Origin of the sequence: Burkholderia orbicola, from assembly GCF_900100915.1 — a bacterium.
GTDB lineage: Bacteria > Pseudomonadota > Gammaproteobacteria > Burkholderiales > Burkholderiaceae > Burkholderia > Burkholderia orbicola.
Window position 1 is genome coordinate 685376 of the sequence record NZ_FNKW01000001.1, and the last position, 24455, is coordinate 709830.

Below are 24455 nucleotides of genomic sequence, written 5' to 3' on the forward strand. Positions count from 1 at the left end.
GCCGCGGACGGATCGCGGCGCGCCATGCGCCGCCGGAGCCGCCCGCTCGGGGTTGAAAAACGTCAGCTTACGCCGTGAAGAAAAGCCACGACGTCAGCAGGAATACCGGTATCAGCACGACGAGCGCCCAGCCGAGGTACGCGAAGAAACTCGGCATCTTCACGCCGCGCGATTCGGCGATCGCCTTCACCATGAAATTCGGCGCGTTGCCGATATAGCTGTTCGCGCCCATGAACACCGCGCCGGCGGAAATCGCGGCGAGTGTCGACGCGCCGGTCGTCATCAGCGTCTGCGCGTCGCCGCCCGCGAGGTTGAAGAACACGAGATAGGTCGGCGCATTGTCGAGGAACGACGACAGGATGCCCGTCGCCCAGAAATACATCGCATCGATGGGTTTGCCGTCGGGCCCGGTGACGAGATGGACGATCTGCGCGAACGCGCCGTCCGCGCCCGCACGCAGGATCACGATTACCGGTGCGATCGTCACGAAGATGCCCGCGAACAGCTTCGCGACTTCCTCGATCGGCGCCCAGTTGAATGCGTTGCCCTCGCGCGCGGAACGCGGCGTCAGCGCGAGCGACGCCAGCGTCACCCCCACGAGCGCGACGTCGCGCACGAGATTCTGCAGCGCGACGTGCGTCCCCCACACGTCGAACGAGATGCCCGGCTTCCACACGCCGCTCATCAGCACGAGCGCGATCACGGCCGCCAGCAGCACGAAGTTGATCTTGCCGTCGATCGATAGCGCCGCGCCGTCGGGCGTCGGATCGAGCGCGGCCGGCCGCTCCTCGCCGCCCTTCCGGTAGAAGTACGTATCGAGCACGAAGAACAGCGTCAGCAGCACCACGCAGATGAACAGCATCGGCAGCGCGAGGTGCGTGGTCGTCCAGAAGAAGCTCACGCCGTTCAGGAAGCCGAGGAACAGCGGCGGATCGCCGAGCGGCGACAGCGAGCCGCCCGCATTCGCGACGAGGAAGATGAAGAAGATCACGACGTGCACGACATGCTTGCGGTTGTCGTTGGCGCGCAGCAGCGGCCGGATCAGCAGCATCGCGGCGCCGGTCGTGCCCATCACGCTCGCCAGCAGCGTGCCGAGCGCGAGGATCGCGGTATTCAGCTTCGGCGAACCATGCAGGTTGCCGTTCACGCAGATGCCGCCCGCGACCGTGTAGAGCGCGGTGAGCAGCACGATGAACGGAATGTATTCCTCGAGCAGCGCATGCACGAGCGTGCCGAACGCGGTGCCGACGCCGAACGCGACCGCGAACGGCGCCAGGAATACGATCGCCCAGCCGGCGGCGATCTTGCCGAAGTGGTGATGCCAGAACACGGGGGCGACGAGCGGGAACAGCGCGATGGACAGCAGGATTCCCGCGAACGGGATGCCCCAGAGCGCGGACAGCGTGGCACCGTCGAGCGTGGCGGCCGATGCGAGCGCGGGAACGGCGCCAAGCGCGATTCCCGACGCCATGCCCGCCCAGGCGGCATGTCGTTTCATGCGGAACTTCCTTGTTCGAGTAGGGGTGAATGCAGTGGGCGCGTCAGGCGCCCCGTACGACGATCGCGTGCACGCGGTACGGGCCGTGCGCGCCCAGAATGATCGTTTGCTCGATGTCGCCCGTGCGCGACGGGCCCGACACGAAATTGACCGCGCGCGGCAACTCGCCTCGCTCCGCGCGAATCAGTGCGAACGCGTCTTCATGACCGGCGACGATGCGTGACGCCGGCACGATCGCGATGTGGGTTTCCGGCAGCAGGCCGGCCGATGCGTAAGTGTCGGGGCCGGACAGCAACACTAGCGACCCCGTTTCCGCGGTCCCGCAGAAGCAGCCGGTGAGGCCGACGAGATCGCCGTCGCGCGGCCTGCGGCACTCGACCGACAGGCCGGCGCCGGCCCAGTCGAGATCGGCCAGCGTGCGCCATGCGACGGCCTGCGTCGGCAGACCATGAGCGGCAAGATAGCGGGCAGCGGCGGCGGGCACATCGGCCAGCGTCGCGACTTCGTCGACCGTGGTCGACAGGCGCCCCGCTTCGTCGACGAAAGCGGCGACGAGGTCGGCCGGCGCCGGCGGGCGCGGGCCCTCCGGATGACGGGCGAGATAGTCGGCGACGCCGTCGCGCTCCGCTGCATCGGGTTCGGCCGCGCGCCCCTGCGCCGCGCGGATGCGCGCGAGGATCTGGCGACGGGCAGCGGAAGTGTCCATGAACGGTCCTCGTGACGTTGGCGTGCAATACGTCGGATTATACCGGCCACCCCTGCCGCGACACACCTTCGGCCGAACGGCCGATGCCTACTTCGACGCGTCTTCCTCGACCGGCTGCGCGATGCCGAATACCTGCCGCAGGTACGCGAGATACGCCTTGTCGTCGCACATGCTCTTGCCCGGCGAATCGGACAGCTTCGCGACCGGCTGGCCGTTGCAGCGAACCATCTTGATCACGATCTGCAGCGGCACGTAGCCGAGATCGTTGGTGAGGTTGGTGCCGACGCCGAACGCGAGCTTGCAGCGGCCGCGGAACCGTTCGTACAGCTGCATGACCTTCGGGATGTCGAGCGCGTCCGAGAACACGAGCACCTTGGTGCGCGGGTCGCACCGGTTCGCCTCGTAATGGCGCAGCATCCGCTCGCCCCACTCGAACGGATCGCCCGAGTCGTGGCGCGCACCGTCGAACAGCTTGCAGAAGTACATGTCGAAGTCGTTCAGAAACGCGTCCATCCCGTAGACGTCCGACAGCGCGATTCCGAGGTCGCCGCGATATTCCTTCGCCCACATCTCGAAGCCGTAGATCTGCGAGTCGCGCAGCCGCGGGCCGAGCGCCTGGCATGCCTGCAGGTATTCGTGCGCCATCGTGCCGAGCGGCGTGATGTCGTGCTTCATCGCGTACAGCACGTTGCTCGTGCCCGCGAACTGCGGGCCGAGCCCGTCGCGCAGCGTGAGCGCGACTTCCTCATGCCAGACCTTCGAGAAGCGCCGGCGCGTGCCGTAGTCGGCGATCTTGCAGTCGGCGAATTCGGGCTTCGCGCCGAGCAGCTTGATCTTCTCGCGCAGCCGCTCGCGCCCTTCGCGATAGTCGGGCTCGCGCTGCGTGTTGCGGAAATAGACTTCGTTGACGATCGCGAGCACCGGGATCTCGAACAGGATCGTATGCAGCCACGGCCCCTCGATCACGATGTCGATTTCGCCGTTGCCCTTCGGCGACGGCGTGATCGAGATGTACTTCTCGTTCAGGTGGAACAGCGCGAGGAAGTCGACGAAGTCGCTCTTGATGAAGCGCATCCGCCGCAGGTAGTCGAGTTCGACGTCGGCAAAGCGCAGCGAGCACAGGCCGCGCACCTCGTCGCGAATCTCGTCGATGTACGGCACGAGATCGACGCCGGGCGTGCGGCACCGGAAGCGGTATTCGACGTTTGCAGCCGGGAAGTGATGCAGGACGACCTGCATCATCGTGAACTTGTAGAGATCCGTGTCGAGCAGCGAAGTGATGATCATGATGACGGCAGCGCCAATATCGTGACCGGGCCCCGGCGCACCGCGCGCCGCCCGGTCTGTCGGTCATGTTACCCGAATGCGGGCCGGACCATCGTGAAACCGCCCCGTCGCCTTGCCGCATCGTGCCGGCGCCCGACGTGCGCGTACCCGTCTTGTACATCCCATAAACTAATCACGAAACGATATAAGCCGGATAGCCGACCTCGTCATGCGGGTTTTGCGCTTCAGTTACAATGCCGCTTTTGGCGCAAACGCCACCCCATATATACCGCCAAGCAGGAGCGTTTTAATGACTCACGTTGTGACCGAAGGCTGCATCAAGTGCAAATACACGGATTGCGTGGATGTGTGCCCGGTGGATTGCTTCCGTGAAGGTCCCAACTTTCTCGCCATCGATCCGGACGAGTGCATCGACTGCGCCGTGTGCGTCGCCGAATGCCCGACCAATGCGATCTATGCCGAAGAAGACGTTCCGGGCGACCAGCAGCAGTTCACCGAGCTGAACGCCGAGCTGGCGAAGAATTGGCCGTCGATCACGAAGACCAAGCCGGCGCCGGCCGACGCGGACGAGTGGAAGGACGTGCAGGACAAGCTGCACCTGCTCGAGCGCTGATCGCGCGGCGGCCGCAAAAATTTTTATGCGCCGCAGCCCCAAAGTGTTGACAGGTTAGCGAACACTCCATACAATCTCGTTTCTCTGCTGTTGCTTGTTTGTTCCCCGATAGCTCAGTCGGTAGAGCGCCGGACTGTTAATCCGTAGGTCCCTGGTTCGAGCCCAGGTCGGGGAGCCAAAAACGCAAAAGCCCGTTGAAAGTGGACGGGTTTTTTGTTGGAAAACACAGCACGCAGATGTACCGATTTATTCCCCGATAGCTCAGTCGGTAGAGCGCCGGACTGTTAATCCGTAGGTCCCTGGTTCGAGCCCAGGTCGGGGAGCCAAATAGCGAAAGGCCCGTCATGCGACGGGCCTTTTGTTTTTCCGGCCACCGTTCCGTCTTTCTGCTTTTCGTGGCCCGGTCATGCACATGCTAGAGTCTCTGTCCCGCATTCGCATCCGGTTCCGTCGATGAAGCATCGTCTCCTGCGCTCCGCGCCCCTCGCCCTCCTGCTCTCCGCCTTCGCCGCGGCACCGTTCGCGCATGCGGAGGAAGTCGGCAGCGTCAACACCCATTTCCGCGTCACGGGTTCCGACCGCGTGGTCGTCGAGGCCTATGACGATCCGGTCGTGACCGGCGTAACCTGCTACGTGTCGCGCGCCCGCACCGGCGGGATCAAGGGCACGCTCGGCGTGGCCGAGGACCCCAGCGAAGCGTCGATCGCGTGCCGGCAGGTCGGCCCGATCAGCTTCAAGGAACCGGTCAAGCAGCAGGCCGACGTATTCAGCGAACGCATGTCGTTCATCTTCAAGACGCTGCACGTCGTGCGCGTGGTCGACAAGAAACGCAACACGATCGTCTATCTGACCTACAGCGACCGCATCGTCAGCGGCAGCCCGAAGAACGCCGTCACCGCGGTGCCGATGCCGGCCGGCACGACGATTCCGGTCAAGTAAGGCCGCACCCGCCGGGCGCGCGAGCGATACACTGTCGGTTCGACCGCTCGCGCCCGATCATGTCCCCCACCCGCCTCCCCGATTCCGCACGCTACTGGCGTACGCCGCTCGTGCCGGACGCGGACCTGCTCACGGCCACCTATCGCGATCACGCGTTCGCGCCCCACTGGCACGACGCGTACACGATCCCCGTGATTCTCGAAGGCGCGGAACGCTTCACCTATCGCGGCACCGGCTACGTCGCCGAAACGGGCACCGTGCCCGTGATCAATCCCGGTGAAGTGCATACGGGCTCGCGTGCCGCCGACGAAGGCTGGTGCTATCGCGTCAGCTACATGCCGGTCGAATTCATCCACGAACTCGCGAGTACGATCGCGGGCCGCCCGCAGGATGCGCCATGGTTTGCCCCCGACGTGATCCGCGACGCCGATCTCGCGGCCCGGCTCACGCTCGCGCACCGGATGCTGGAAGCCGGCAGCGAGCGCGCGCGGTCGTCGCAGGCCGATGCGCCCGGACAGCCGGCCGGCGATTCGGCGGCCGGCGATTCGGCCACCGGCGCGCCGCGCATCTACGATCCGCTCGCCGCCGAAACCGCGATGCTCGACGCGCTGTCGACGCTGATCGTGCGCCACGCCGACGTGCGGCCGCAACCGGCGCCGCTCGCGGCCGACGAGCCTCGCGTCGACGCGATGCGCGAGCGGCTCGCCGCCGACCTGACGTCCACGGTGACGCTCGACGACGTCGCGCAGACGGTCGGCCTGTCGCCATTTCACGCGGCGCGCCTGTTCACACGCACGACCGGCATGCCGCCGCATGCGTGGCGCAACCAGCTGCGGCTGCAGCGCGCGCTGGCGCCGCTGCGTGCGGGCGTGCCCGTCGCCGATGTCGCCGCGGCCAGCGGCTTCGTCGACCAGAGCCACTTCACGCGGCATTTCAAACGGATGTTCGGCGTGCCGCCCGGGCGCTGGCAGGCAAGCTGACGCGCGGCTTCCCGCCATCGTCGGCCGCGCCGCGCCCCGTGCCGGCCGGCACGTGAGCACCGGCCCCGCTCCGGCGGGCGCAAGAACATACAAGCCGGCTCGCCGCCGGCCCGCTATCCTCCCGCTCATGGAGGAGCGCTTCTTGAACAAGACACCCGCATCACCCCCGCGCCGCCCGCTCAATGAATGGCTCGATGGCGCGCGCGACACGATCCCGATGATGATCGGCGCCGCACCGTTCGGCGTGATATTCGGCACGCTCGTCGGCGGCGGTCCGCTCGCCGCCTGGCACGGCGCACTGATGTCGCTCGCCGTGTTCGCGGGCTCCGCGCAATTCATCGCGCTCGGCCTGATCGCCGGCAGTGCCAGTTTCGTCGTCGTGCTCGCCACGACGCTGATCGTGAACCTGCGCCACCTGCTGTACAGCGCGACGCTCGCGCCCTATGTCGCCCACCTGCCGCTGCGCTGGCGCGCGACGCTCGGCGCGTTGATGACCGACGAGGTGTTCGCGGTCGCCTACGGCCACTACCGGCACTACCCGCCCGGTACGATCGGCCCCCACTACTTTTTCGGCTCCGGGCTCGCGATGTACCTGAACTGGCAGGTCTGGACGCTCGCGGGCATCGGCTTCGGCGCGGCGTTCCCGGGCCTGCAGTCGCTCGGCCTCGATTTCGCGATGGCGGCGACCTTCATCGCGATCGTCGTCCCGCAGCTCGGCACGCTGCGCTATTTCGCGGCGGCGGCCACGGCCGGCACGCTCGCGTACTTCTGGCAGGGCTGGCCGTACAAGCTCGGGCTGCTCGGCGCGGTCGCCGCCGGCGTCGCGATCGGCGTCGTGCTCACGCTGCGGCACGATCGCACGCAAGCCAACGCTCGTTCGGAGGCCGCATCGTGAGCTACGCGCTGTTGATCCTCGGGATGGCCGTCATCACGTATGCGATCCGCTCGACGCTGTTCCTGTTCGGCGAGCGGCTGACGTTCCCGCCGCTCGTGCGGACCGCGCTCGCCTTCGTGCCGGTCACCGTGCTGACCGCGATCATCGTGCCGATGACCGTCTCGCCGCACGGCGGCACGGCCGAGCTGACCTGGCGCAATCCGCAGCTCGTCGGCGCACTCGCGGCCGTGCTCGTGTCAGCCGCGACCCGCCGCCCGCTCGTGACGATCGCGGCCGGGCTCGTGGTGTTCTTCCTGTGGCAAGGGGTCGTCCTCCCGCACTGGCCGGCTACCTGAGCGCACGCTCCATCGCGCGCGCTCAAGTTTCCGCCCGGTGCGCCGATATAGGAGAGGAAGACCCGCCACCGGCCCCGGCGCGCACCGGTCAGTCGACGCTGCGCCCGCCCCGGTGCGCCGTGCCGACGCCGGCTTGCGCGGGCCCCCATCGAGACGATTCATGGGCCAGATCACCCTTTCCCTCAAGGACGACACGCTCGAGTCCCTGCGCAAGGACTACGACGCGTTCGTCCGCGTGTCGCTGAAACTCGACCCGCAATTCGCGACGCCGTCGTTCGAGGATTTCCTGCGCGCCAAGCTGCTCGACAACATGGTGCCGCTCACCGAGCACGCCGTGCAGCGGATGCTGCAGGGCGGCCAGTACGCGTGGGCCAAGCGCACGCTCGACAAGGAATTTCCGGACGTCGTCGCGATCCTGATGCGGCAGGCCGGCGAATTCGGCTTCGGCTTCGCGTCGCGCTCCGAATGGACGCCCGATGAACTCGCGAAGGCATGCCGCGACTGGGCGAAGGCGATCGTCGCCGAAGCGCAGGGCGATGCGTCGCTGATCGACCCGCTCGCGTCGCAGATCAAGGGCGCCGCGCAGGACATCCAGACGCTCGAGGAACTGATGCAGACGCCTGCGTGGCGGCTCGCGGAATCGCTGCGACAGCGGATCTACGAGGCCAAGCTCGCGTGCGAGATGAGCGTCGGCAGCATTGCCCGCGACAAGCTCGGCGAACTGCGCGGACTGCTGCGGCTCGGGCTCGCGCACGGCTCGTTCCAGAAGCAGGAAGCGCAGCAGATCATGGAATACCTGCGGCTGCTGAAGCCGGAGATCTTCGTCGAGGAACCGTACGACGTCTTCGCGCGGCTCGCCGCATGGCTGCGCAGCGTGTTCACTCCTGCTGCCGTGCGGCCGCCGCAGGGGCAGGGACAAGGGCAAGGACAACGCCGGCCGTAAGCACGCGTCCCGCTGAACGCATCACCTGATGAAAATGGCCCGGTTCGCGCGAAGCGAACCGGGCCGCCAGACGATCGCCCGTCGCGACGCGCCCTCCGAAGACGAGCGTCGCGACAAGCGCCGGGCACCGCTTACTGCGTGGCGCCCTGGGCCGATGCACCGCCCTGCGCGCCGACCGATGCGCCGCCTTCGGTCGCGTCGTCGGCCTTCGCCTTGGCTGAACCCGCATGGCTCTTGGCCGACTTCGCCGCATGCTTCGTATGCTTCTTGGTCGAATGGACGGCCGACGACGTCGTATCCTTCGCGCCATCGGCTGCCGCGCCGACCGCATCGGTCGCACCGCCCGCCGCATTGCCCGACGCGTTCGCGCCGGCACCACCCTGCACGCCGGCACCGGCACCAGCGGCCGGCGTCTGCGCCTGCACGCCGGCACCGGCCGCGCCTTGCGCCGTCGTGCCCGTCTGGGCGAATGCGGCCGAAGTAGCGAACGCCGTCAGCGCGGCACCGATCAGCATCGTACGAATCTTGGACATGGCAATTCTCCTCAAGAAGTTGTGCGTCCGGTCCGCAGCGATGCGGTCCGTCGCGTTCCCCGCCGCAACACGCAGCAGGTACGACAGAAGACCCGCGGCCCGCGCGGCCGGTTCGCGAATCTCTCAGACTGTTACCCACCGTTTCATTTGCTGACGAATCGCTCACAGTCCTTTACAACGTGCGCCGGCCGCCCGCGCTCGCGTGCCGGCCCCTGGTGCCGTATGATGCGGGGCGTTTCCTCCCGCGCATCGCGCACCTTCCTCGTCATGCCCAATCTGGATTTCACGCTGACCGGCGAATACGTCGAGCTGCACAACCTTCTCAAGATCACCGGCCTCGCGGACAGCGGTGGCACCGCGAAGCTGATCGTCGCGTCCGGCGCCGTGAAAGTGGACGGCGCGGTCGAGCTGCGCAAGACCTGCAAGATCCGCGCGGGCCAGGTCGTGCTGCTCGGCGACACGCGCATCGCGGTACGCGAGGCGTAGCGCCCGCCGGGGTTCCCCCTGCCCGCGACATGGCCATCGGCGCACGTGTTCGACACGGTACGAATAAAGCCGTAAGCTAGCCGTCTCTCAAAATAAATACATATAGCGCGGGCCCGCACCCGTGCGAGCGCCCATTCCATGTCGCATTCCGGTCTTACGCGGACGGCCGCCGCGCCGCCGTCCCTGTCCAGTCATGCCGCCGATACCGCGCGCCTCGCCGCACCGCTCGCGATCGCGCAACTCTCCCAGATGGCGATGAGCGTCACCGACACGGTGCTGCTCGGTTCGCTCGGCCCCGATTCGCTCGCGGCAGGCGGGCTCGGCGCGAACTTCTTCTTCGTGATCGTGACGATCCTGCAAGGCGTGCTGTCGTCGGTCAGCGTGAGCGTCGCGCACGCGCGCGGCGCGCAGGCCGAGGATCGCGTGCCGCACATCTACTGGACGGGCTTCGCGCTGTCCGTGCTGCTCGCGATCCCGGCGATCGTCGCGCTGTCGCTGGCCGAACCGATCCTGCTGATGTTCCACGAGCCGCCGCTGCTCGCGCATCACGTCGGCGAATACACGGGCATCCTGCGCTACGCGGCGCTCGGCAGCCTGATCGGCGTCGGGCTGATGCGCGCGTTCCTGCCCGCGATCGGCGCCGCGCGCCGGCTCCTGTGGGTGTCGATCGGCGGCGTCGGCGTGAACGGCGTGCTGAACTACGGGCTGATCCACGGCGCATTCGGGCTGCCGCGCTTGGGCTTTCTCGGCTCGGCCGTCGCGACGACGATCACGATCTGGCTCACCGCGCTCGCCCTCATCTGGCTGTTGCACGGCCGGCAGCGCTTCCGCCATTTCGTGACCGCCGCGCGCCCGAAGCTGCCCGTGATGGGCGAGCTGATCGGCATCGGCTGGCCGGTGGCGATCACGTACGGGGTCGAATCGACGCTGTTCCTCGCCACCGGTCTCACGGTCGGCGTGCTGGGCGCGACGTCGCTCGCCGCGCACCAGATCGCGCTGAACGTCGCGTCGGTGTCGTTCATGGTGCCGCTTGCAATCGGCCAGGCAGCCAACGTGCGCGTCGGCTACTGGATCGGTGCGGGCTCGCCCGTCGCCGCGCGGCACGCGGGCTTCGTCGCGCTGGCGCTCGGCGTCGGCTTCATGTCGCTGTCGGGCCTCGTGATGATCGTCGCGCCGCACACGATCGTCGGCCTGTACCTGCATCTCGACGATCCGGCCAACGCGGCCACGGTGTCGCTCGCCGCGTCGCTGCTCGGCATCGCCGCGGTGTTCCAGATCGTCGACGGCATGCAGACCGTCGCGTCGGGTGCGCTGCGCGGCCTGAAGGACACGCGCATCCCGATGCTCGCCGCGACCTTTGGCTACTGGGGCATCGGCTTCCCGACCGGCTACTGGTTCGCGTTCCATGCGGGCCTGGGCGCGCGCGGCCTGTGGTGGGGACTCGCGGCCGGGCTCGCGAGCGTCGCCGCGCTGATGGCCTGGCGCTTTCACCGCAAGACCACTTCGCTGATCGCGACGGCCCGCTAGGGGCTGGTCGCGCTCGTCACGAGCTTGCGCCGCCCCCAGGCGCGACACGACGCAAAATCGCGACCGGCGCTATGCTTGTCGGTTGAACCCCTCGAGACGCCGCGCAAGCGGCGCGCCTGCCTCACGATACGTCTGATTACGCCTGACGCCGCGCGACGACGCGCGGCTTTCCCCTTTCCCGGAGGAGTGCATCATGAATGAAGCAGTTCGGATGGAACGCGACACGTTCGGCGAGATCGCCGTGCCGGCCGACCGGCTCTGGGGCGCGCAGACCGAGCGCTCGCTGCAGAATTTCCGGATCTCGACGGAGAAGCAGTCGCCCGAGCTGATCCACGCGCTCGCGATCGTCAAGCGCGCCGCGGCGGCCGTCAACCAGTCGCTCGGCGTGCTCGCCGACGACAAGGCGCACGCGATCATCGAAGCCGCCGACGAGATCATCGCCGGCAAGCATCCGCGCGAATTCCCGCTGGCAGTGTGGCAGACGGGCTCCGGCACGCAGACCAACATGAACCTCAACGAGGTGATCGCGAACCGCGCGAGCGAGCTGCTGGGCGGCGAGCGCGGCGAAGCGCGCAAGGTTCATCCGAACGACGACGTGAACCGCGGCCAGTCGTCGAACGACGTGTTCCCGACCGCGATGCACGTCGCCGCCGCGTATGCGATCGTCAATCATCTGCTGCCGGCGCTGCGCACGCTGCGCGCGACGCTCGACGCGAAGTCGAAGGCGTTTGCCGACATCGTCAAGATCGGCCGCACCCACCTGCAGGACGCCACGCCGCTCACGCTCGGCCAGGAGTTCTCCGGCTACGTCGCGCAGCTCGACCAGGGCATCCGTCACGTCGAGTCGGCGCTGCCGCACCTGTACGAGCTCGCGCTCGGCGGCACCGCGGTCGGCACGGGGCTGAACGCGCATCCGGAGTTCGCGGTGCGCGTGGCCGACGAGATCGGCCGGCTCGCGAAGCTGCCGTTCGTGACGGCGCCGAGCAAGTTCGAGGTGATGGCGGCCGCCGACGCGCTGGTGTTCGCGCACGGCGCGCTGAAAACGGTCGCGGCCAGCCTGATGAAGATCGCGAACGACGTGCGCTGGCTCGCGAGCGGGCCGCGCTGCGGGCTCGGCGAGCTGTCGATTCCGGAAAACGAGCCGGGCAGCTCGATCATGCCGGGCAAGGTGAATCCGACGCAGTCGGAAGCCGTGACGATGCTGTGCTGCCAGGTGTTCGGCAATGACGTCGCGGTCAACGTCGGCGGCGCGAGCGGCAACTTCGAGCTGAACGTGTTCCGGCCGATGATCGCGCACAACGTGCTGCAGTCGGTGCGGCTGCTCGCCGACGGCGCGCAGAGCTTCAACGATCACTGCGCGGTGGGCATCGAGCCGAACCGCCCGCGCATCGACCTGTTGCTGAACGAATCGCTGATGCTCGTGACGGCACTCAATCCGCACATCGGCTACGACAAGTCCGCGCAGATCGCGAAGAAGGCGCACAAGGAAGGCACGACGCTGAAGGCGGCCGCGCTCGCGCTCGGCTACCTGACCGAGGCGGAATTCGATGCATGGGTACGTCCCGAGCAGATGATCGGGACGCGGTAACGGCAGGACGGCGGGCGCGGCGCACCGAGCGCGGCGCCCGCGGCACTCAGACGGTGCCCTTCGCGACTTCTTCCGGCTTCATCTCGACGATCTTGTCGAGCGCGGCCCGCACGTCGGCCGCATATTTCGCCAGCACCCGCTGCTCGTCGGTTTCGGGCACGAACGGCGGCACCGGCACCGGGTTGCCGTTCTCGTCGACCGCGACGAACACGACGAGGCAGTCGGTCGTCTGGCGCAGCACGCCGCCCTTCGGATCGCCGGCGTGCACCGACACATGGATGTGCATGCTGGTCCGGCCCGTCGCGACGACGCGCGCCTTCAGTTCGACCAGATTGCCGACCAGGATCGGACGCTGGAACCGGATGTTGCCGACGCTGACCGTCACGCAATAGCGGCTCGACCAGACGGCCGCGCACGCATACGCGACCTCGTCGATCCACTTCATCAGCGCGCCGCCATGCACCTTGCCGCCGAAGTTCACGGACGAAGGCTCGGCAAGGAAGCGGAATACGGTTTCGGTGCGGTCGAGGGCGGCCGGCACGGGGGACGGTTGGGGCATTGTTGTGGCTCCAGGCGGCAGGGGCGCTGTGATCGGGCCATTATACGTTGCACTGCGGCAACGCGGCGCGGCAAGCCCCGCGTGGCGGGGCTGCGGCGGCCATGCCGGCTCGCGCGCGAACCGGCGCCGGTCAGCGGCGCACCGTGATGCCCTGGTCGATCGTCCCGTACATCTCGATACTGCCGCCGCGCTCGCCGGTCGCACCCGCGCCACCCTGCGCACAGGCCGCGCAGACGAGCGCGGCCGCCAACATGCAGAAAATCGTCTTCATCGTTGCATCGCGTCACATGCGGCGGCCCGTTGCCGCCGCGTCCGGCCATTCTACGCGTGGCCCGCGACGGGCCGCGGTCCGGCCGGCCACGGCGTCAAAACCGCTGCATCCGACATTTCATCCGGAAGCGAAACATCGAATGCGCGCACGAACTACACTGCCTCTCATCCCGCTCGACGAGACACGACGATGACTGACCAAGACGACCACCATTTTCCGGGCCTGAGCCGCATCGGCGCGCTGATCGCCGATCCGGGCCGCGCCGCGATGCTGTGGGTGCTGATGGACGGCAGCGCACGGCCGGCCGGCGAGCTGACGATGATCGCGGGGCTGTCGCCGTCCGCGGCCAGCGCGCACCTCGCGCGCCTGACCGAGGGCGGCCTGCTGGCCTTGGACGTACGCGGCCGGCATCGCTACTACCGCATTGCGTCGGCCGACATCGCGGCCTCGCTCGAAGCGCTGGCGAACGTCGCCCGCGCGGCCGCGCCGCATCGCCCGGTTCCGCCGCCGTCGCGCGCGGTCCCGGCCGAACTGCGCTACGCACGTACCTGCTACGACCACATGGCCGGCGAACTCGCGGTACGCATCTTCGACGGCCTCACCGCGCGCGGCTGGCTGCTCGCCAACGGCGACGCGATCGACACCACCGAGCTCGGCACGCAGGCGCTCGCGCAATGGGGCATCGACGTCGCGCAGCAACGCGCGCGCCGACGCCGCTTCGCGTGCGGCTGTCTCGACTGGAGCGAACGGCGCTCGCATCTCGGCGGCGCACTCGGCGCGGCGCTGCTCGACAGCTTCTGCGCCCACGGCTGGATCGAGCGCGCTGCTCGCCCGCGCGTGCTGCGCGTCACGGTGCCCGGGCAGCAGGTTTTCGACGCGTGGCTTACGTCCGCTTGACGCCGGCATTGCAGCTGCACGACAACGGCGCGCGATGGACAGGTTTTGTTACATCGCGTGCCATTCGATTTACAAAACACCGTGCCTTGAAACAGGCCAAGCGGATATCGTGAACTGGACGGCACGAATCGACGCGCCGCGATCACAACGATGACGCTCACCATGGCTCCCCTGTTCACGCTCAAGCGCACCGCCCGCTACACGCTGCTCGCGTTCGTCGCGCTGGCGGCGCTGCCGCCCGCCTTCGCGCAATCGGCCGATGCACCGGCGAATATGGCCGCGGCACGGCAACCGGGCGGCGATCCGCCCGGGCGCGTCGCGCGGCTCAATTACCTGTCGGGCGCCGTGACGACCGAACCGGCCGGCACCGATGGGTGGTCGTATGCGGCGGTGAACCGCCCGCTGACGACCGGCGACCAGCTGTGGAACGATGCCGGCGCGCGCTCGGAACTGCACATCGGCTCGACGGCGGTGCGGCTCGGCGAATCGACGAGCCTGTCGGTGCTGAACCTCGACGACACGACGACGCAATTGAAGGTGGGGCTCGGCACCGTGTCGGCGCACGTGCGCGATCTGCCGGCCGGCGGATCATACGAAATCGATACGCCGAACCTCGCGCTCGGCATCACGGGCCCCGGCGACTATCGCGTCGATGTCGCGCCGAACGGTGCGAGCACGACGGTAACGGTGCGCAGCGGCAGCGCGACCGTCTACGGCAGCAACGGGCAGTATCCGCTGTCGCCCGGCCAGCAGGTCGTGTTCACCGGCACCGACCTGCAGGTCGCGCAGCAATCGGCCGCACCGGGCCCCGACGTGCTCGACCAGTGGGCCGCCAGCCGCGACGCGGCCGAAGCGCGCTCGGTGTCGGCCCGCTACGTGTCCCGCGACATTCCCGGCTACCAGGATCTCGATGCGAACGGCACGTGGCGCGAAACCCCGAATTACGGCGCGGTATGGGTGCCGAACGACACGCCGGCCGACTGGGCGCCGTACCACGACGGCCACTGGATCTGGCAGGCGCCGTGGGGCTGGACCTGGGTCGACGACGCGCCGTGGGGCTTCGCGCCGTATCACTACGGCCGCTGGGCGTACGTGGACGACAGCTGGGCATGGGTACCCGGCCCGATGGCAGTGAGCCAGCCGCCCGTCTATGCGCCGGCGCTCGTCGCGTTCGTGGGCGGCGGGGGCGGCGGCGGTTCCGACTGGAATGTGGCGCTCACGGTCGGCGGCGTCGCGGCGGCCGGCTGCGCATGGTTCGCCCTTGGGCCGGGCGAGCCGTGGCATCCGGGCTGGGGCGGCTGGAGCCCGCACTACTACGACCGCGTCAACCGCAACATCGTGGTGAACAACGTCAACGTGAACAAGACCGTGAACGTGACGAACATCACCAATATCACCAACATCAACAAGACGTACGTGAACTTCCGCGCGCCGCACGCGATCACGGCCGTGCCGGCCGCCGCGTTCGTGCACGGCCAGCCGGTCGCGCACTTCTCGCAGCACGTCGATCCGCAACAATGGCGCAACGCGCACGTCACCCCGGGCACACCCGGCATCGCGCCGGTGCGCCAGAGCTTCACCGGCGGGCTGCGCAATGCCAGCTACCGTCCGCCGGCGGCGCTCGCGCAACATCCGTACGTCGCGACGCGCAATCCGGCCGTGCCGCCTGCGTATCGCGATCAGGCCGCCGCCCACCTCGCGCAGCAAGGCGGGCGCGTGCCGGGTGCCGGCGCGCCCGTCGTGAAGACGAACGTGCCGGCCGACTATACGGCTCGCCCGGTCCGCGTGCCGGGCAAGCCGGGCGGCGGCGCCTGGGCGATGCACAACGTGCAGCTCGTGAATCCGCACGGCCCCGTCGTCCAGCCGGCCCGCGCGCCGCGCGAGGGCCAGCCGGCCGGCGTGCAGGCCGGACGGCCGGGCGCACCGATGCCCGGCATGCCGAATGTCGCGCGGCCGGCGAACGGCGAAACGCCCAACGCACCGCGTTTCGACAACGGCGGCCCGCCGCGGGCGCCCGGCAACCCGATGCCGCATCAGGCATTCGCGCCCGGCAACGGTATTCCGCACCCGCCCGAAGCGAACAACGCCCCGCCGGGGACCGGTAACGCGCACGCAGCCAACACGCCGTCGCCCGCGTGGATGCAGCCTCACACGCCGATGGAGCGTCAGCGCGCGGCTCCCCCCACCGCGCTGCACGCGGCAGGACAGAATGCGCTGCCGCCCGTGCGCAGCGCAGCGGCACCGCATCCGGACGGCGTGCCGGCGCCGCAGGGCGTGCTGCAGCCCGGCGGCCGCAACGAAGCGCCGCGCACGCTGCCGCAACCGCAGTCCGACCATACCGCGCAGATTCCGCAACCGCGTCCGCGCCCCGATTTCCCGACGCCGACCCGCCATGCGCAGCCGCAACCGGAACGGGCCGCCCCCGCGCCGCAACCGCGTCCGGACTTCGCTCAACCCACGCCGCATCGCGAAGTCGCGCCGCCGCGCGTGAATGAGTACCGTCCGCCGGCGCCCGCCGTCCATGATGTGCCGCGTCCGCAGCCGCAGGCGCCGCGTATGGAGCCGCGACCGCAGCCACAGCCCGCCCCCCGCATGGAGCCGCGCCCGTCGATGCCGCCCCCCCGGATGGAACCACGGCCGCAGCCGGCACCGCACGTCGAGGCGCCGCGTCCGGGCAACCCGCCGGGCGGCCACGAGGAGCGGCATCGCCAGTAAGTGCAGCAAACCTGAAACAAAAAGGCTCGACCGGCGAATACCGGTCGAGCCTTTTTACAGGATGCGAAGCGATGCAGCCGCGCGGCCCCGGCCGCGCGATCAGACCGCCATCGGCGCGGTCAACGGCTCATGGTGCCGATAGCCGACGAGAGAGAAATCGGACGGCTCGACCTGCTCCAGCCATTCCGGCGCATAGACGCCCGTCTTCGCGTACTCGGGCACGCGCTCGGCAATCTCGAGCCGCGGGCTTTCGTACGGCTCGCGCGTGAGCTGCTGCTGCAGCATGTCGAGCTGGTTCTCGTAGATGTGCGCGTCGCCGATGAAATACGTGAACCAGCGCGGCGTATAGCCCGTCAGCCGACCGACGAGCGACAGCAGCGCGGCCCCTTCCGTCAGGTTGAACGGCGTGCCGAGGCCGACGTCGTTGCTGCGGATGTACAGGCACAGCGAGATCTCGCGCTTCGTCGCGTTCGGCAGGAACTGGTACAGCAGATGGCACGCGGGCAGCGCGATCTGGTCGAGCACGGCCGGATTCCACGCGTGAAACAGGATGCGGCGATCGGACGGGTTCTCCATGATCGTGTCCAGGCACTGGCGCAGCTGGTCGATCGCCTTGTACAGCAGCACCTTCGGCGCGCCGTCTTCGTCGAAACGCGTGACGATCCGGAAGCCGCGGCGCGTCGCATCGGCGATCTGCGCGTCGGCGTTCGCATCGAGCACCTTGTAGCCCGGCCACTGGCGCCATTGCACGCCATATACGTCGCCCAGATCGTCGACGCCCTGGCGATACGGGTTCGCGAGCCACTGCGCGTTCTCGTTCGCGTTCGCATCCCACACCTTGCAGCCGAGCGCGCGGAAATCGGCCGCGCTGCGCGACGCGCGCAGGAAACCGACCAGTTCGCCGATCGCGGACTTGAACGCGAGCTTCTTGGTCGTCACGGCCGGGAAGCCTTGCTGCAGGTCGAAGCGCAGCATCGCGCCCGGCATGCTGATGGTGCGGATTCCCGTGCGGTTCTCCTGCCAGGTGCCGGTATCGAGAATGGTACGAACGAGATCGAGATACTGTTTCATGCGGGTTCCTTCGGCCGCGAGGGGCGACCGTACCCGCCAATTTTAGCAAGCGTGACGCGGAAGCTCCGGCAACGGCGCCGAAAACCCTCCCAGCGTGTCGCCGCGGTCGCGCATGCCGTGCGCGCACATCAACCGGTAGAGCGTGACGCGCGACACGCCGAGCTCACGCGCGGCATCGGCAAAACGGCCGCGATGGCGCAGCAGCGCCTGCTCGATCGCCTGCCGCTCGGCCGCCTCGCGCGCCTCCAGCAGCGACACCGGCGCGAGCATCGCATAGTCGTTCAGTTCGAGATCGGCCGCGGTGATCATCCGGCCTTCCGACATCACGATCGCGCGGCGCACGCGGTTGATCAGCTCGCGCACGTTGCCCGGCCACGAATAGCCGTACAGCGACGCGACCGCGTCAGGCGAAAAACCGCGCAGGCGGCGATGCGCATCGCCCTTGAAGCGCTCGAGCATGTGACGCGCGAGCACCTCGATGTCCTTGCCGCGCGCGCGCAACGGCGGCTCCTCGATCTTCAGCACGCACAGCCGGTGAAACAGATCCTCGCGGAAGCGCCCTTCGCGCAGCGCCGCTTCCATGTCCACGTGCGTCGCGCAAATCACGCGTACGTCGACCGGCACCGACACGTGCGCGCCGAGCCGCTCGATCTTGCCTTCCTGCAGGAAGCGCAACAGGCTCGCCTGGCTTTCGAGCGGCAAATCGCCGATCTCGTCGAGAAACAGCGTGCCGCCGTTGGCGGCCTCGACGCGGCCGATCTTGCGCTGGTTCGCGCCGGTGAACGCGCCGCGTTCATAGCCGAACAGCTCGGCCTGCAGCAGCGTCGACGGTATCGCCCCGCAATTGATCGCGATGAACGGCGCCTGCGCGCGCGACGAACGCTCGTGAATCGCGACCGCCGTCAACTCCTTGCCCGTGCCCGACTCGCCGGAGATGAACACCGGCGCGTCGGTTGCCGCGACACGGCGGATCGTCCGGAACAGCCCGAGCATCGCATCGCAGGTGCCGACCATCTCGCCTTCGCTGCGCCCGGCGCCGACGGGCGGCGCAACGGGATCGGTCAGGGCGACCATGCCGTGCGCATGGCCGACGGTCTCGACGATCCGCGCCGTTTCGTACGGCATCGTCACGTAGTCGAAGCAATAGTCGCGAATGAGATGGCGCAGCGTCGCGTCCTGCAACTGGCCGCGCCGCGTCCCCGCGATCCAGCCGATGTGCTGGATGCTCAGGCAGGATTCGAGTTCGCGCAGGTCCGACGGCTTGAAGCCCGGCGAGAAATCGAGCAGGCCGGCGGTTGCCACGCCGTGCTGCACGACGCGCCGCACATCGCGCACGGTCTCGGCGAGATCGACGCGCCAGCCGCATTCGTCGAAATGGCCGCGCAACGCGTCGTTCGGTTCGCGCGAATAGTAGATCACGTGCCGCTGATCGGCTCCCATATCCTCACCCCGTTCATCAACCGTCTAACGATTGCCGCACACGTAGATCACGTGCAAAAGGATCGAATCGGGTCAGCCAGAGGTGGCTCGATTCGCCATGCCGATGCGCGGCAACGACAAGGCCTCGCATGATGGCGCTTATCTCGCGTCCAATAATTTTTGACAAGACAACTTGGTTATAGGCACCGAATACGACAAACCCGTTTCAGTACCGACGGCGATGCGGCCCAATCGCTCGAGAGGTCGACGCAGGTCAATCATCTGCACATAGCGCATATGCAGAAGGACTCCGTCATCAACACACGCGCCGATTTTCATCCTTGAAGCGTGTCGATTGAATCAGCAGTATTCCCGAGCCCCATCGTTTCAGGCCTGAAACATTTTCAGGCGTTTTCGGCCACCATTCGCAACACTCGAGCGCGAATCGCAATGACGGCAATGGTCCCGGTACGGTGGCATGTATTTCGCTGAATACGGAAACGACCGGAGACAGTCGCCATGCGAAAACATCTTTTACTTTCTTTCGTGCCGATGACGCTTGTGTTGTCGGCCGCCGGCCCGCCCGCACCGGCATGCGCGGACGAAGGCATGCAGCCGGATCGCACCATGTTGGTTGCCGAAAACACGTCGAGCGTCGCGCACGGCAACGGGTTCGGTATCGTGACCGTGTCGGCGCCGCAACCGTTGCCGGCCGCCCAGGCCTCCGTGACGCTGTGGGACGAGCTCCCGCCGCCGCCCCTGTTGCCGATGCCGCTACCGGCGCCGCAATCGGGCGACATCCGGCATGCTCTGGAAGGCAACGCGCGAGGCAATACGCATCCCTGAATATTCGCCGCCTCAATTCAATCAGGATGACATATTGAACTGACGATCCGGTCGAACGGGATGCCATCGAGCGGAACCGGTATCGCCGATCTCGCGACATAAAACGTTTTTGTGCTCCGTCCCCCGGCGGGCACTCTTTTTATTCGGACGGTCGTCGCGACGCGAGACATCACGCGTCGCGACGCACGGCGCATCGCACAAGAAGCGCCGACGCCCATGTGGATGCGGGAAATCCGGTGCGCGCCACCGTTCCGGTAAAATCGGCCCCATTCCGTTTCCCCTCTTCCCCGACCTTCATGACGACGTTGACCCTGATCGTCGCGCGTGCCCGCAACGGCATCATCGGCCGCGACAACCAGTTGCCCTGGAAACTTCCGGAGGATCTCGCGTTCTTCAAGCGCACGACGATGGGCGCGCCGATCGTGATGGGCCGCAAGACCCACGAGTCGATCGGCCGTCCGCTGCCGGGCCGCCGCAACATCGTCGTCACGCGCGACGCCACGCGCCGTTTCGAAGGCTGCGACACGGTCACGTCGCTCGCCGACGCGCTGGCGCTCGCCGCGCGCGACGGGGTGCCCGAGGCATTCCTGATCGGCGGTGCGCAACTCTATGCGGAAGGTCTCATGCTCGCCGACAAGCTGATCGTCACCGAGATCGACGCCGACTTCGACGGCGACGCATCGTTCCCGGCGCCCGATGCCGCGCAGTGGCAGGAAATCTCGCGCGACGCGCATCAGGCTGCCGCGCCCAATACGTTCGGCTATGCGTTCGTCGTCTACACGCGCAAGCGCGACTGACGACTTCTTCGCACGATGAAAAAAGCCCGACCGGCTCGCGCCGGTCGGGCTTTGTCGTTTCCTGGCGGCCTGCGCCGCGTGCGGCTTACTGCCCTGCGATCGTCATCTGCTCGATCAGCACCGAGCCGGTTTCCTTCGTGCCGCGCACGAGCGAATCCGCACCGATCGCGACGATATGGCGGAACATCTCCTGCAGCGTGCTGGCAACGGTGATTTCCTCGACCGGATACTGGATCACGCCGTTCTCCACCCAGAAGCCCGCCGCGCCGCGCGAATAGTCGCCCGTCACGTAGTTCACGCCCTGCCCCATCAGCTCGGTCAGCAGCAGGCCCGTGCCGAGCTTCTTCAGCATCGCGTCGAAATCGTCGCCCGCCTGCGTGTTCGAGCTGCGCAGCGCGAGGTTGTGCGAGCCGCCCGCGTTGCCGGTGGTTTGCGTGCCGAGCTTGCGTGCCGAATAGGTCGACAGGAAATAGCCTTCGACGACACCGTCCTTCACGACGCTGCGCGCCCGCGTGCGCACGCCTTCCTCGTCGAACGGCGCGCTGCCCATCGCGCGCGGCACGTGCGGATCCTCGACGACCTGGATGTGCGGCGCGAACACCGGCTTGCCGAGGCTGTCGACAAGGAACGACGTCTTGCGATACAGCGCACCGCCGCTCACCGCCTGCACGAATGCACCGAGCAGGCCGGCCGCGAGCGGCGCCTCGAACAGCACGGGCACCTTGCGCGTGTCGAGACGGCGCGCGCCCATCCGCGCAAGCGCGCGTTCGGCCGCGTAACGGCCCACCGCTTCGGGCGCGGCGAGATCGATCGCGCTGCGCTTCGACGAATACCAGTCGTCGCGCTGCATGTGACGGCCGCTACCCGCGATCGGCGCGCATGCGATGTAGTGGCGTGAGTACGGATAGCCGGCGAGGAAGCCGCGCGACGTCGCGAGCACGAACTGCGAGTGCTGCGCCGACACGCTCGCGCCTTCCGAATTGCGAATCTGCGGGCTGACCGCGAACGCGGCGTCTTCCGCGCGGCGGGCGAGCTCGACGGCCTCGTCGGCGCTCAGCGCCCACGGGTGGTACAGGTCGAGGTCGCGCGGGTCGGTTTCGAGCAGCTCGGCTTCGGCGAGGCCGGCCGCTTCGTCCTCGGCCGTGAAGCGCGCGATGTTGTACGCGGCGGCGACGGTATCCTTGATCGCGGCCGGCGAGAAGTCCGACGTGCTCGCGTTGCCGCGCTTCTTGCCGATGAACACGGTGACGCCGACCATCTTGTCGCGGTTGTGCTCGATCGTTTCGACTTCGCCGCGGCGCACCGACACCGACAGGCCGTCGCCCTCGGAGATTTCGGTCGCGGCGTCGGTCGCGCCGAGCGCCTTCGCATGGCGAAGGATGTCCGACGCGATTTCCTTGAGCTGGTCCTGCGTGTGCGGGAAATAGCGCGCTTGTACGTCGAGATTGGCTGCCATCGTCTTGGTATCCGGTGGCGGGCGGGCGCCCGCATGGTCAAAATGTTGCGTATCCCGCGATCATAGCAAGGTCCGGGGCCGGACACAGACAAGCTTGGGGTGTCCGCGCCGCGATACAATGCCGCCCATGACACGCAAAACCCGAATCCAGCCGATCGAACCTGCCGTCGAGGACGACGACAACGGCTACGATCGCCCCAGCAAATCCCAGTTGAAGCGCGAAATGCACGAGCTGCAGGTGCTCGGCCAGGCGCTCGTCGACCTGCCGAAAGACGCACTGAAGCGCATGCCGATGCCCGAAAGTCTCGGGGACGCCGTGCGCGAAGCCCGCCGGATCACCGATCACGAAGGCAAGCGCCGCCAGCTCCAGTACGTCGGCCGCGTGATGCGCTCGCTGACCGACGACGAAACGGCCGCGCTGCGCACCGCGCTCGACGCGCAACGCGGCGTGAACAAGGCCGCCACCGCCCGCCTGCACTGGATCGAGCGCACGCGCGAGCAGCTGCTCGCGAGCGACGACGCGCTGACCGAATTCCTGCGCCAGCACCCCGACGCCGACATCCAGGAAGGCCGTACGCTGATCCGCAACGCGCGCAAGGAAGCGCAGCAAGGCAAGCCGCCGCGCTATTTCCGCGAGCTGTTCCAGTGGATCAAGGCCGCGGGCGGCGCGTCCGACAGCGACGACGAAGCGGCCGACGACGCCGGAGACGACCATGACGACGAAGCGTAACCATCCGGACGAGCTCGTGGTCGGCCTCGTGTCGATCAGCGACCGCGCGAGTACGGGGGTCTACGAAGACAAGGGCATTCCGGCGCTGCAGGAATGGCTCGCCGGCACGCTGGTTTCGCCGTGGCGCGCCGAAACGCGCCTGATCCAGGACGACGCGCCGACGATCTCGGCCACGCTGACCGAACTCGTCGACGTCGCCGGCTGCGACCTCGTGCTGACGACGGGCGGCACCGGCCCCGCGCGCCGCGACGTGACGCCCGAGGCCACGCTGGCCGTGGCGACGAAGGAAATGCCGGGATTCGGCGAACAGATGCGGCAGATCAGCCTGAATTTCGTGCCGACCGCGATCCTGTCACGGCAGGTCGCGGTGATCCGCGAAACGGCCGACCATGCGGCGCTGATCATCAACCTGCCCGGCCAGCCGAAGTCGATCCGGGAAACGCTCGAAGGGCTGCGCGATGCCGACGGCAAGTCGACCGTGCCCGGCATCTTCGCGGCGGTGCCGTACTGCATCGACCTGATCGGCGGCCCGTATATCGAGACCGACGCCGCGGTGGTCGCGGCGTTCCGGCCGAAAAGCGCGCGGCGCTGAGCGTTGACCGAGCGCGGCGCGCGTGCCGGCCCGCTCAGGCGGCCGGCGCGGACTCGCCTGCCGACACCGACGCGGCCGGAATCAGGAAATGCTCGCGGTAGTACTTCAGCTCGTCGATCGACTCGTGGATGTCCGCGAGCGCCGTGTGCATCGCCCGCTTCTGGAAACCCTTGTAGATGGCCGGCTGCCAGCGGCGGCACAGCTCCTTGAGCGTGCTGACGTCGAGGTTACGGTAGTGGAAGAATCGCTCGAATTCCGGCATCCAGCGCGCCATGAAGCGGCGGTCCTGGCAAATCGAGTTGCCGCACATCGGCGACTTGCCGGGCGACACGTACTGCGCGAGGAACGCCTGCAACTGCGCGGCGGCTTCCGCCTCGGTCACGGTCGATGCGCGCACGCGGTCGATCAGGCCCGAGCGGCCGTGCGTCGACTTGTTCCAGTCGTCCATCTTCGCGAGCGTCTCGTCGCTCTGGTGGATCGCGAACACCGGGCCCTCGACGGCGATGTCGAGCGTGGAATTGGTCACGACGACCGCGATCTCGATGATGCGGTCGTTATCCGGGTCGAGGCCCGTCATCTCCATGTCGAGCCAGACGAGGTTCAACTCGTTGCGCACGAGCGCGGGCTGGCTGGCGGAAGCGGCGGTATCGGTCATGATTCATCCTGGCAAATGGCGGACCGGGCCTCGCCGATGCAGCGCCGCCCGGGCGGCCGGCATCGCATCAGCGGGGCCGGTCCGCAAGAACATATAATTCTCGCATAGAACCCTTTG

At 67.9% G+C, this 24455-nt stretch carries 25 protein-coding genes and 2 tRNA genes; 17 read left to right on the forward strand and 10 right to left on the reverse strand.

What is annotated here, in order from left to right:
• Positions 1 to 67: 67 nt before the first annotated feature.
• From BLS50_RS03205 to pncB, 3 genes are all read right to left on the reverse strand, one after another.
• Positions 68 to 1498 carry a sodium:proton antiporter gene (locus tag BLS50_RS03205; protein WP_027805403.1) on the reverse strand — a complete coding sequence of 477 codons (1431 nt, stop codon included), beginning with the start codon at positions 1496 to 1498 and terminating at the stop codon, positions 68 to 70.
• Between the two features lie 43 nt (positions 1499 to 1541).
• Positions 1542 to 2204, reverse strand: a complete 663-nt coding sequence (locus tag BLS50_RS03210; protein ID WP_074800727.1) for a LutC/YkgG family protein — start codon at positions 2202 to 2204, stop codon at positions 1542 to 1544.
• 87 nt (positions 2205 to 2291) lie between these two features.
• Positions 2292 to 3491 (reverse strand): nicotinate phosphoribosyltransferase, encoded by a 1200-nt coding sequence (pncB, locus tag BLS50_RS03215; protein WP_027805402.1) that lies wholly within the window; start codon positions 3489 to 3491, stop codon positions 2292 to 2294.
• Between the two features lie 289 nt (positions 3492 to 3780).
• On the opposite strand from pncB, the gene fdxA reads away from it, so the two are divergent.
• The 8 genes from fdxA to BLS50_RS03260 all read left to right on the forward strand — a co-directional run bounded on the left by fdxA (position 3781) and on the right by BLS50_RS03260 (position 8196).
• Positions 3781 to 4104: a ferredoxin FdxA gene (fdxA, locus tag BLS50_RS03225; RefSeq protein ID WP_011544919.1), complete on the forward strand. Its 324-nt coding sequence runs from the start codon at positions 3781 to 3783 to the stop codon at positions 4102 to 4104.
• Between the two features lie 102 nt (positions 4105 to 4206).
• Positions 4207 to 4282 (forward strand) — tRNA-Asn (locus BLS50_RS03230).
• Between the two features lie 72 nt (positions 4283 to 4354).
• Positions 4355 to 4430 (forward strand) — tRNA-Asn (locus tag BLS50_RS03235).
• A gap of 127 nt (positions 4431 to 4557) precedes the next feature.
• Positions 4558 to 5043 carry a CreA family protein gene (locus BLS50_RS03240; protein ID WP_011544918.1) on the forward strand — a complete coding sequence of 162 codons (486 nt, stop codon included), beginning with the start codon at positions 4558 to 4560 and terminating at the stop codon, positions 5041 to 5043.
• Positions 5044 to 5102: 59 nt separating this feature from the next.
• Positions 5103 to 6023: an AraC family transcriptional regulator gene (locus tag BLS50_RS03245; RefSeq protein WP_074800730.1), complete on the forward strand. Its 921-nt coding sequence runs from the start codon at positions 5103 to 5105 to the stop codon at positions 6021 to 6023.
• Between the two features lie 127 nt (positions 6024 to 6150).
• Positions 6151 to 6918 (forward strand): AzlC family ABC transporter permease, encoded by a 768-nt coding sequence (locus BLS50_RS03250; protein ID WP_074800733.1) that lies wholly within the window; start codon positions 6151 to 6153, stop codon positions 6916 to 6918.
• A complete protein-coding gene (locus BLS50_RS03255; RefSeq protein WP_006476529.1) occupies positions 6915 to 7253 on the forward strand; it encodes an AzlD domain-containing protein in 339 nt (112 codons plus the stop codon). Before BLS50_RS03250 ends, BLS50_RS03255 begins: the two co-directional genes overlap by 4 nt.
• A gap of 160 nt (positions 7254 to 7413) precedes the next feature.
• Positions 7414 to 8196 (forward strand): DUF4088 family protein, encoded by a 783-nt coding sequence (locus BLS50_RS03260; protein WP_006476530.1) that lies wholly within the window; start codon positions 7414 to 7416, stop codon positions 8194 to 8196.
• 131 nt (positions 8197 to 8327) lie between these two features.
• Here BLS50_RS03260 and BLS50_RS03265 read toward each other — a convergent pair whose 3' ends face one another.
• On the reverse strand, positions 8328 to 8729 hold the full coding sequence (locus tag BLS50_RS03265; RefSeq protein WP_011544915.1) for a hypothetical protein: 402 nt from the start codon (positions 8727 to 8729) through the stop codon (positions 8328 to 8330).
• 267 nt (positions 8730 to 8996) lie between these two features.
• Here BLS50_RS03265 and BLS50_RS03270 point away from each other — a divergent pair, with 267 nt between their 5' ends.
• The 3 genes from BLS50_RS03270 (at position 8997) to fumC (ending at position 12330) form a co-directional block, all read left to right on the forward strand.
• Positions 8997 to 9215, forward strand: coding sequence for an RNA-binding S4 domain-containing protein (locus tag BLS50_RS03270; RefSeq protein ID WP_006486208.1), 219 nt, complete (start codon positions 8997 to 8999; stop codon positions 9213 to 9215).
• Between the two features lie 138 nt (positions 9216 to 9353).
• The gene (gene norM / locus BLS50_RS03275) at positions 9354 to 10742 is read left to right on the forward strand and encodes a multidrug efflux MATE transporter NorM (protein ID WP_011544914.1); all 1389 of its coding nucleotides are present in this window, start codon (positions 9354 to 9356) and stop codon (positions 10740 to 10742) included.
• A 193-nt stretch (positions 10743 to 10935) separates the two neighbouring features.
• Positions 10936 to 12330 carry a class II fumarate hydratase gene (gene fumC / locus BLS50_RS03280; protein WP_074800736.1) on the forward strand — a complete coding sequence of 465 codons (1395 nt, stop codon included), beginning with the start codon at positions 10936 to 10938 and terminating at the stop codon, positions 12328 to 12330.
• A gap of 46 nt (positions 12331 to 12376) precedes the next feature.
• Here the strand turns inward: fumC and BLS50_RS03285 are convergent, their stop codons facing one another.
• A complete protein-coding gene (locus BLS50_RS03285) occupies positions 12377 to 12889 on the reverse strand; it encodes an acyl-CoA thioesterase (RefSeq protein WP_023475851.1) in 513 nt (170 codons plus the stop codon).
• A 130-nt stretch (positions 12890 to 13019) separates the two neighbouring features.
• Positions 13020 to 13160, reverse strand: a complete 141-nt coding sequence (locus BLS50_RS35850; RefSeq protein ID WP_012328134.1) for a hypothetical protein — start codon at positions 13158 to 13160, stop codon at positions 13020 to 13022.
• 189 nt (positions 13161 to 13349) lie between these two features.
• Here BLS50_RS35850 and BLS50_RS03290 point away from each other — a divergent pair, with 189 nt between their 5' ends.
• Both BLS50_RS03290 and BLS50_RS03295 read left to right on the forward strand, forming a co-directional pair.
• Entirely contained in the window at positions 13350 to 14057 is a 708-nt protein-coding gene (locus tag BLS50_RS03290) for an ArsR/SmtB family transcription factor (protein ID WP_011544910.1), read from the forward strand.
• A gap of 162 nt (positions 14058 to 14219) precedes the next feature.
• On the forward strand, positions 14220 to 16772 hold the full coding sequence (locus BLS50_RS03295; RefSeq protein ID WP_074802754.1) for a DUF6600 domain-containing protein: 2553 nt from the start codon (positions 14220 to 14222) through the stop codon (positions 16770 to 16772).
• Between the two features lie 99 nt (positions 16773 to 16871).
• Here BLS50_RS03295 and BLS50_RS03300 read toward each other — a convergent pair whose 3' ends face one another.
• Both BLS50_RS03300 and BLS50_RS03305 read right to left on the reverse strand, forming a co-directional pair.
• Positions 16872 to 17843, reverse strand: coding sequence for a thymidylate synthase (locus BLS50_RS03300; protein ID WP_006476535.1), 972 nt, complete (start codon positions 17841 to 17843; stop codon positions 16872 to 16874).
• A 42-nt stretch (positions 17844 to 17885) separates the two neighbouring features.
• Complete coding sequence (locus BLS50_RS03305) at positions 17886 to 19283, reverse strand: sigma-54 dependent transcriptional regulator (RefSeq protein WP_074800739.1); 1398 nt, start codon at positions 19281 to 19283, stop codon at positions 17886 to 17888.
• Between the two features lie 606 nt (positions 19284 to 19889).
• On the opposite strand from BLS50_RS03305, the gene BLS50_RS03310 reads away from it, so the two are divergent.
• Positions 19890 to 20108, forward strand: coding sequence for a hypothetical protein (locus BLS50_RS03310; RefSeq protein ID WP_249190837.1), 219 nt, complete (start codon positions 19890 to 19892; stop codon positions 20106 to 20108).
• 296 nt (positions 20109 to 20404) lie between these two features.
• A complete protein-coding gene (locus BLS50_RS03315) occupies positions 20405 to 20905 on the forward strand; it encodes a dihydrofolate reductase (protein WP_074800743.1) in 501 nt (166 codons plus the stop codon).
• An 85-nt stretch (positions 20906 to 20990) separates the two neighbouring features.
• On the opposite strand, the gene pmbA is transcribed toward BLS50_RS03315, so the two are convergent.
• Positions 20991 to 22361 (reverse strand): metalloprotease PmbA, encoded by a 1371-nt coding sequence (gene pmbA / locus BLS50_RS03320; protein WP_006476538.1) that lies wholly within the window; start codon positions 22359 to 22361, stop codon positions 20991 to 20993.
• 127 nt (positions 22362 to 22488) lie between these two features.
• Here pmbA and yjgA point away from each other — a divergent pair, with 127 nt between their 5' ends.
• The gene (yjgA, locus tag BLS50_RS03325; RefSeq protein ID WP_279608411.1) at positions 22489 to 23091 is read left to right on the forward strand and encodes a ribosome biogenesis factor YjgA; all 603 of its coding nucleotides are present in this window, start codon (positions 22489 to 22491) and stop codon (positions 23089 to 23091) included.
• Positions 23075 to 23683, forward strand: coding sequence for a molybdopterin adenylyltransferase (mog, locus tag BLS50_RS03330; RefSeq protein WP_011544905.1), 609 nt, complete (start codon positions 23075 to 23077; stop codon positions 23681 to 23683). The genes yjgA and mog overlap by 17 nt, the downstream gene beginning before the upstream one ends.
• A gap of 34 nt (positions 23684 to 23717) precedes the next feature.
• On the opposite strand, the gene orn is transcribed toward mog, so the two are convergent.
• Positions 23718 to 24338: an oligoribonuclease gene (gene orn, locus BLS50_RS03335; RefSeq protein ID WP_006476541.1), complete on the reverse strand. Its 621-nt coding sequence runs from the start codon at positions 24336 to 24338 to the stop codon at positions 23718 to 23720.
• Between the last annotated feature and the right edge of the window lie 117 nt (positions 24339 to 24455).

What these genes read in the sequence shown, in the direction of transcription:
- pncB (WP_027805402.1), bottom strand. Translation starts at nt 3,491, where the DNA reads ATGATCATCACTTCGCTGCTCGACACGGATCTCTACAAGTTCACGATG.
- BLS50_RS03315 (WP_074800743.1), top strand. Translation starts at nt 20,405, where the DNA reads ATGACGACGTTGACCCTGATCGTCGCGCGTGCCCGCAACGGCATCATC.
- BLS50_RS03285 (WP_023475851.1), bottom strand. Translation starts at nt 12,889, where the DNA reads ATGCCCCAACCGTCCCCCGTGCCGGCCGCCCTCGACCGCACCGAAACC.
- BLS50_RS03260 (WP_006476530.1), top strand. Translation starts at nt 7,414, where the DNA reads ATGGGCCAGATCACCCTTTCCCTCAAGGACGACACGCTCGAGTCCCTG.
- BLS50_RS03305 (WP_074800739.1), bottom strand. Translation starts at nt 19,283, where the DNA reads ATGGGAGCCGATCAGCGGCACGTGATCTACTATTCGCGCGAACCGAAC.
- BLS50_RS03270 (WP_006486208.1), top strand. Translation starts at nt 8,997, where the DNA reads ATGCCCAATCTGGATTTCACGCTGACCGGCGAATACGTCGAGCTGCAC.
- BLS50_RS03210 (WP_074800727.1), bottom strand. Translation starts at nt 2,204, where the DNA reads ATGGACACTTCCGCTGCCCGTCGCCAGATCCTCGCGCGCATCCGCGCG.
- BLS50_RS03265 (WP_011544915.1), bottom strand. Translation starts at nt 8,729, where the DNA reads ATGTCCAAGATTCGTACGATGCTGATCGGTGCCGCGCTGACGGCGTTC.
- fumC (WP_074800736.1), top strand. Translation starts at nt 10,936, where the DNA reads ATGAATGAAGCAGTTCGGATGGAACGCGACACGTTCGGCGAGATCGCC.
- BLS50_RS03310 (WP_249190837.1), top strand. Translation starts at nt 19,890, where the DNA reads ATGTTGGTTGCCGAAAACACGTCGAGCGTCGCGCACGGCAACGGGTTC.
- pmbA (WP_006476538.1), bottom strand. Translation starts at nt 22,361, where the DNA reads ATGGCAGCCAATCTCGACGTACAAGCGCGCTATTTCCCGCACACGCAG.
- BLS50_RS03250 (WP_074800733.1), top strand. Translation starts at nt 6,151, where the DNA reads ATGGAGGAGCGCTTCTTGAACAAGACACCCGCATCACCCCCGCGCCGC.
- BLS50_RS03205 (WP_027805403.1), bottom strand. Translation starts at nt 1,498, where the DNA reads ATGAAACGACATGCCGCCTGGGCGGGCATGGCGTCGGGAATCGCGCTT.
- BLS50_RS03245 (WP_074800730.1), top strand. Translation starts at nt 5,103, where the DNA reads ATGTCCCCCACCCGCCTCCCCGATTCCGCACGCTACTGGCGTACGCCG.
- norM (WP_011544914.1), top strand. Translation starts at nt 9,354, where the DNA reads ATGTCGCATTCCGGTCTTACGCGGACGGCCGCCGCGCCGCCGTCCCTG.
- BLS50_RS03290 (WP_011544910.1), top strand. Translation starts at nt 13,350, where the DNA reads ATGACTGACCAAGACGACCACCATTTTCCGGGCCTGAGCCGCATCGGC.
- BLS50_RS35850 (WP_012328134.1), bottom strand. Translation starts at nt 13,160, where the DNA reads ATGAAGACGATTTTCTGCATGTTGGCGGCCGCGCTCGTCTGCGCGGCC.
- BLS50_RS03295 (WP_074802754.1), top strand. Translation starts at nt 14,220, where the DNA reads ATGGCTCCCCTGTTCACGCTCAAGCGCACCGCCCGCTACACGCTGCTC.
- BLS50_RS03240 (WP_011544918.1), top strand. Translation starts at nt 4,558, where the DNA reads ATGAAGCATCGTCTCCTGCGCTCCGCGCCCCTCGCCCTCCTGCTCTCC.
- yjgA (WP_279608411.1), top strand. Translation starts at nt 22,489, where the DNA reads ATGACACGCAAAACCCGAATCCAGCCGATCGAACCTGCCGTCGAGGAC.
- fdxA (WP_011544919.1), top strand. Translation starts at nt 3,781, where the DNA reads ATGACTCACGTTGTGACCGAAGGCTGCATCAAGTGCAAATACACGGAT.
- BLS50_RS03300 (WP_006476535.1), bottom strand. Translation starts at nt 17,843, where the DNA reads ATGAAACAGTATCTCGATCTCGTTCGTACCATTCTCGATACCGGCACC.
- mog (WP_011544905.1), top strand. Translation starts at nt 23,075, where the DNA reads ATGACGACGAAGCGTAACCATCCGGACGAGCTCGTGGTCGGCCTCGTG.
- orn (WP_006476541.1), bottom strand. Translation starts at nt 24,338, where the DNA reads ATGACCGATACCGCCGCTTCCGCCAGCCAGCCCGCGCTCGTGCGCAAC.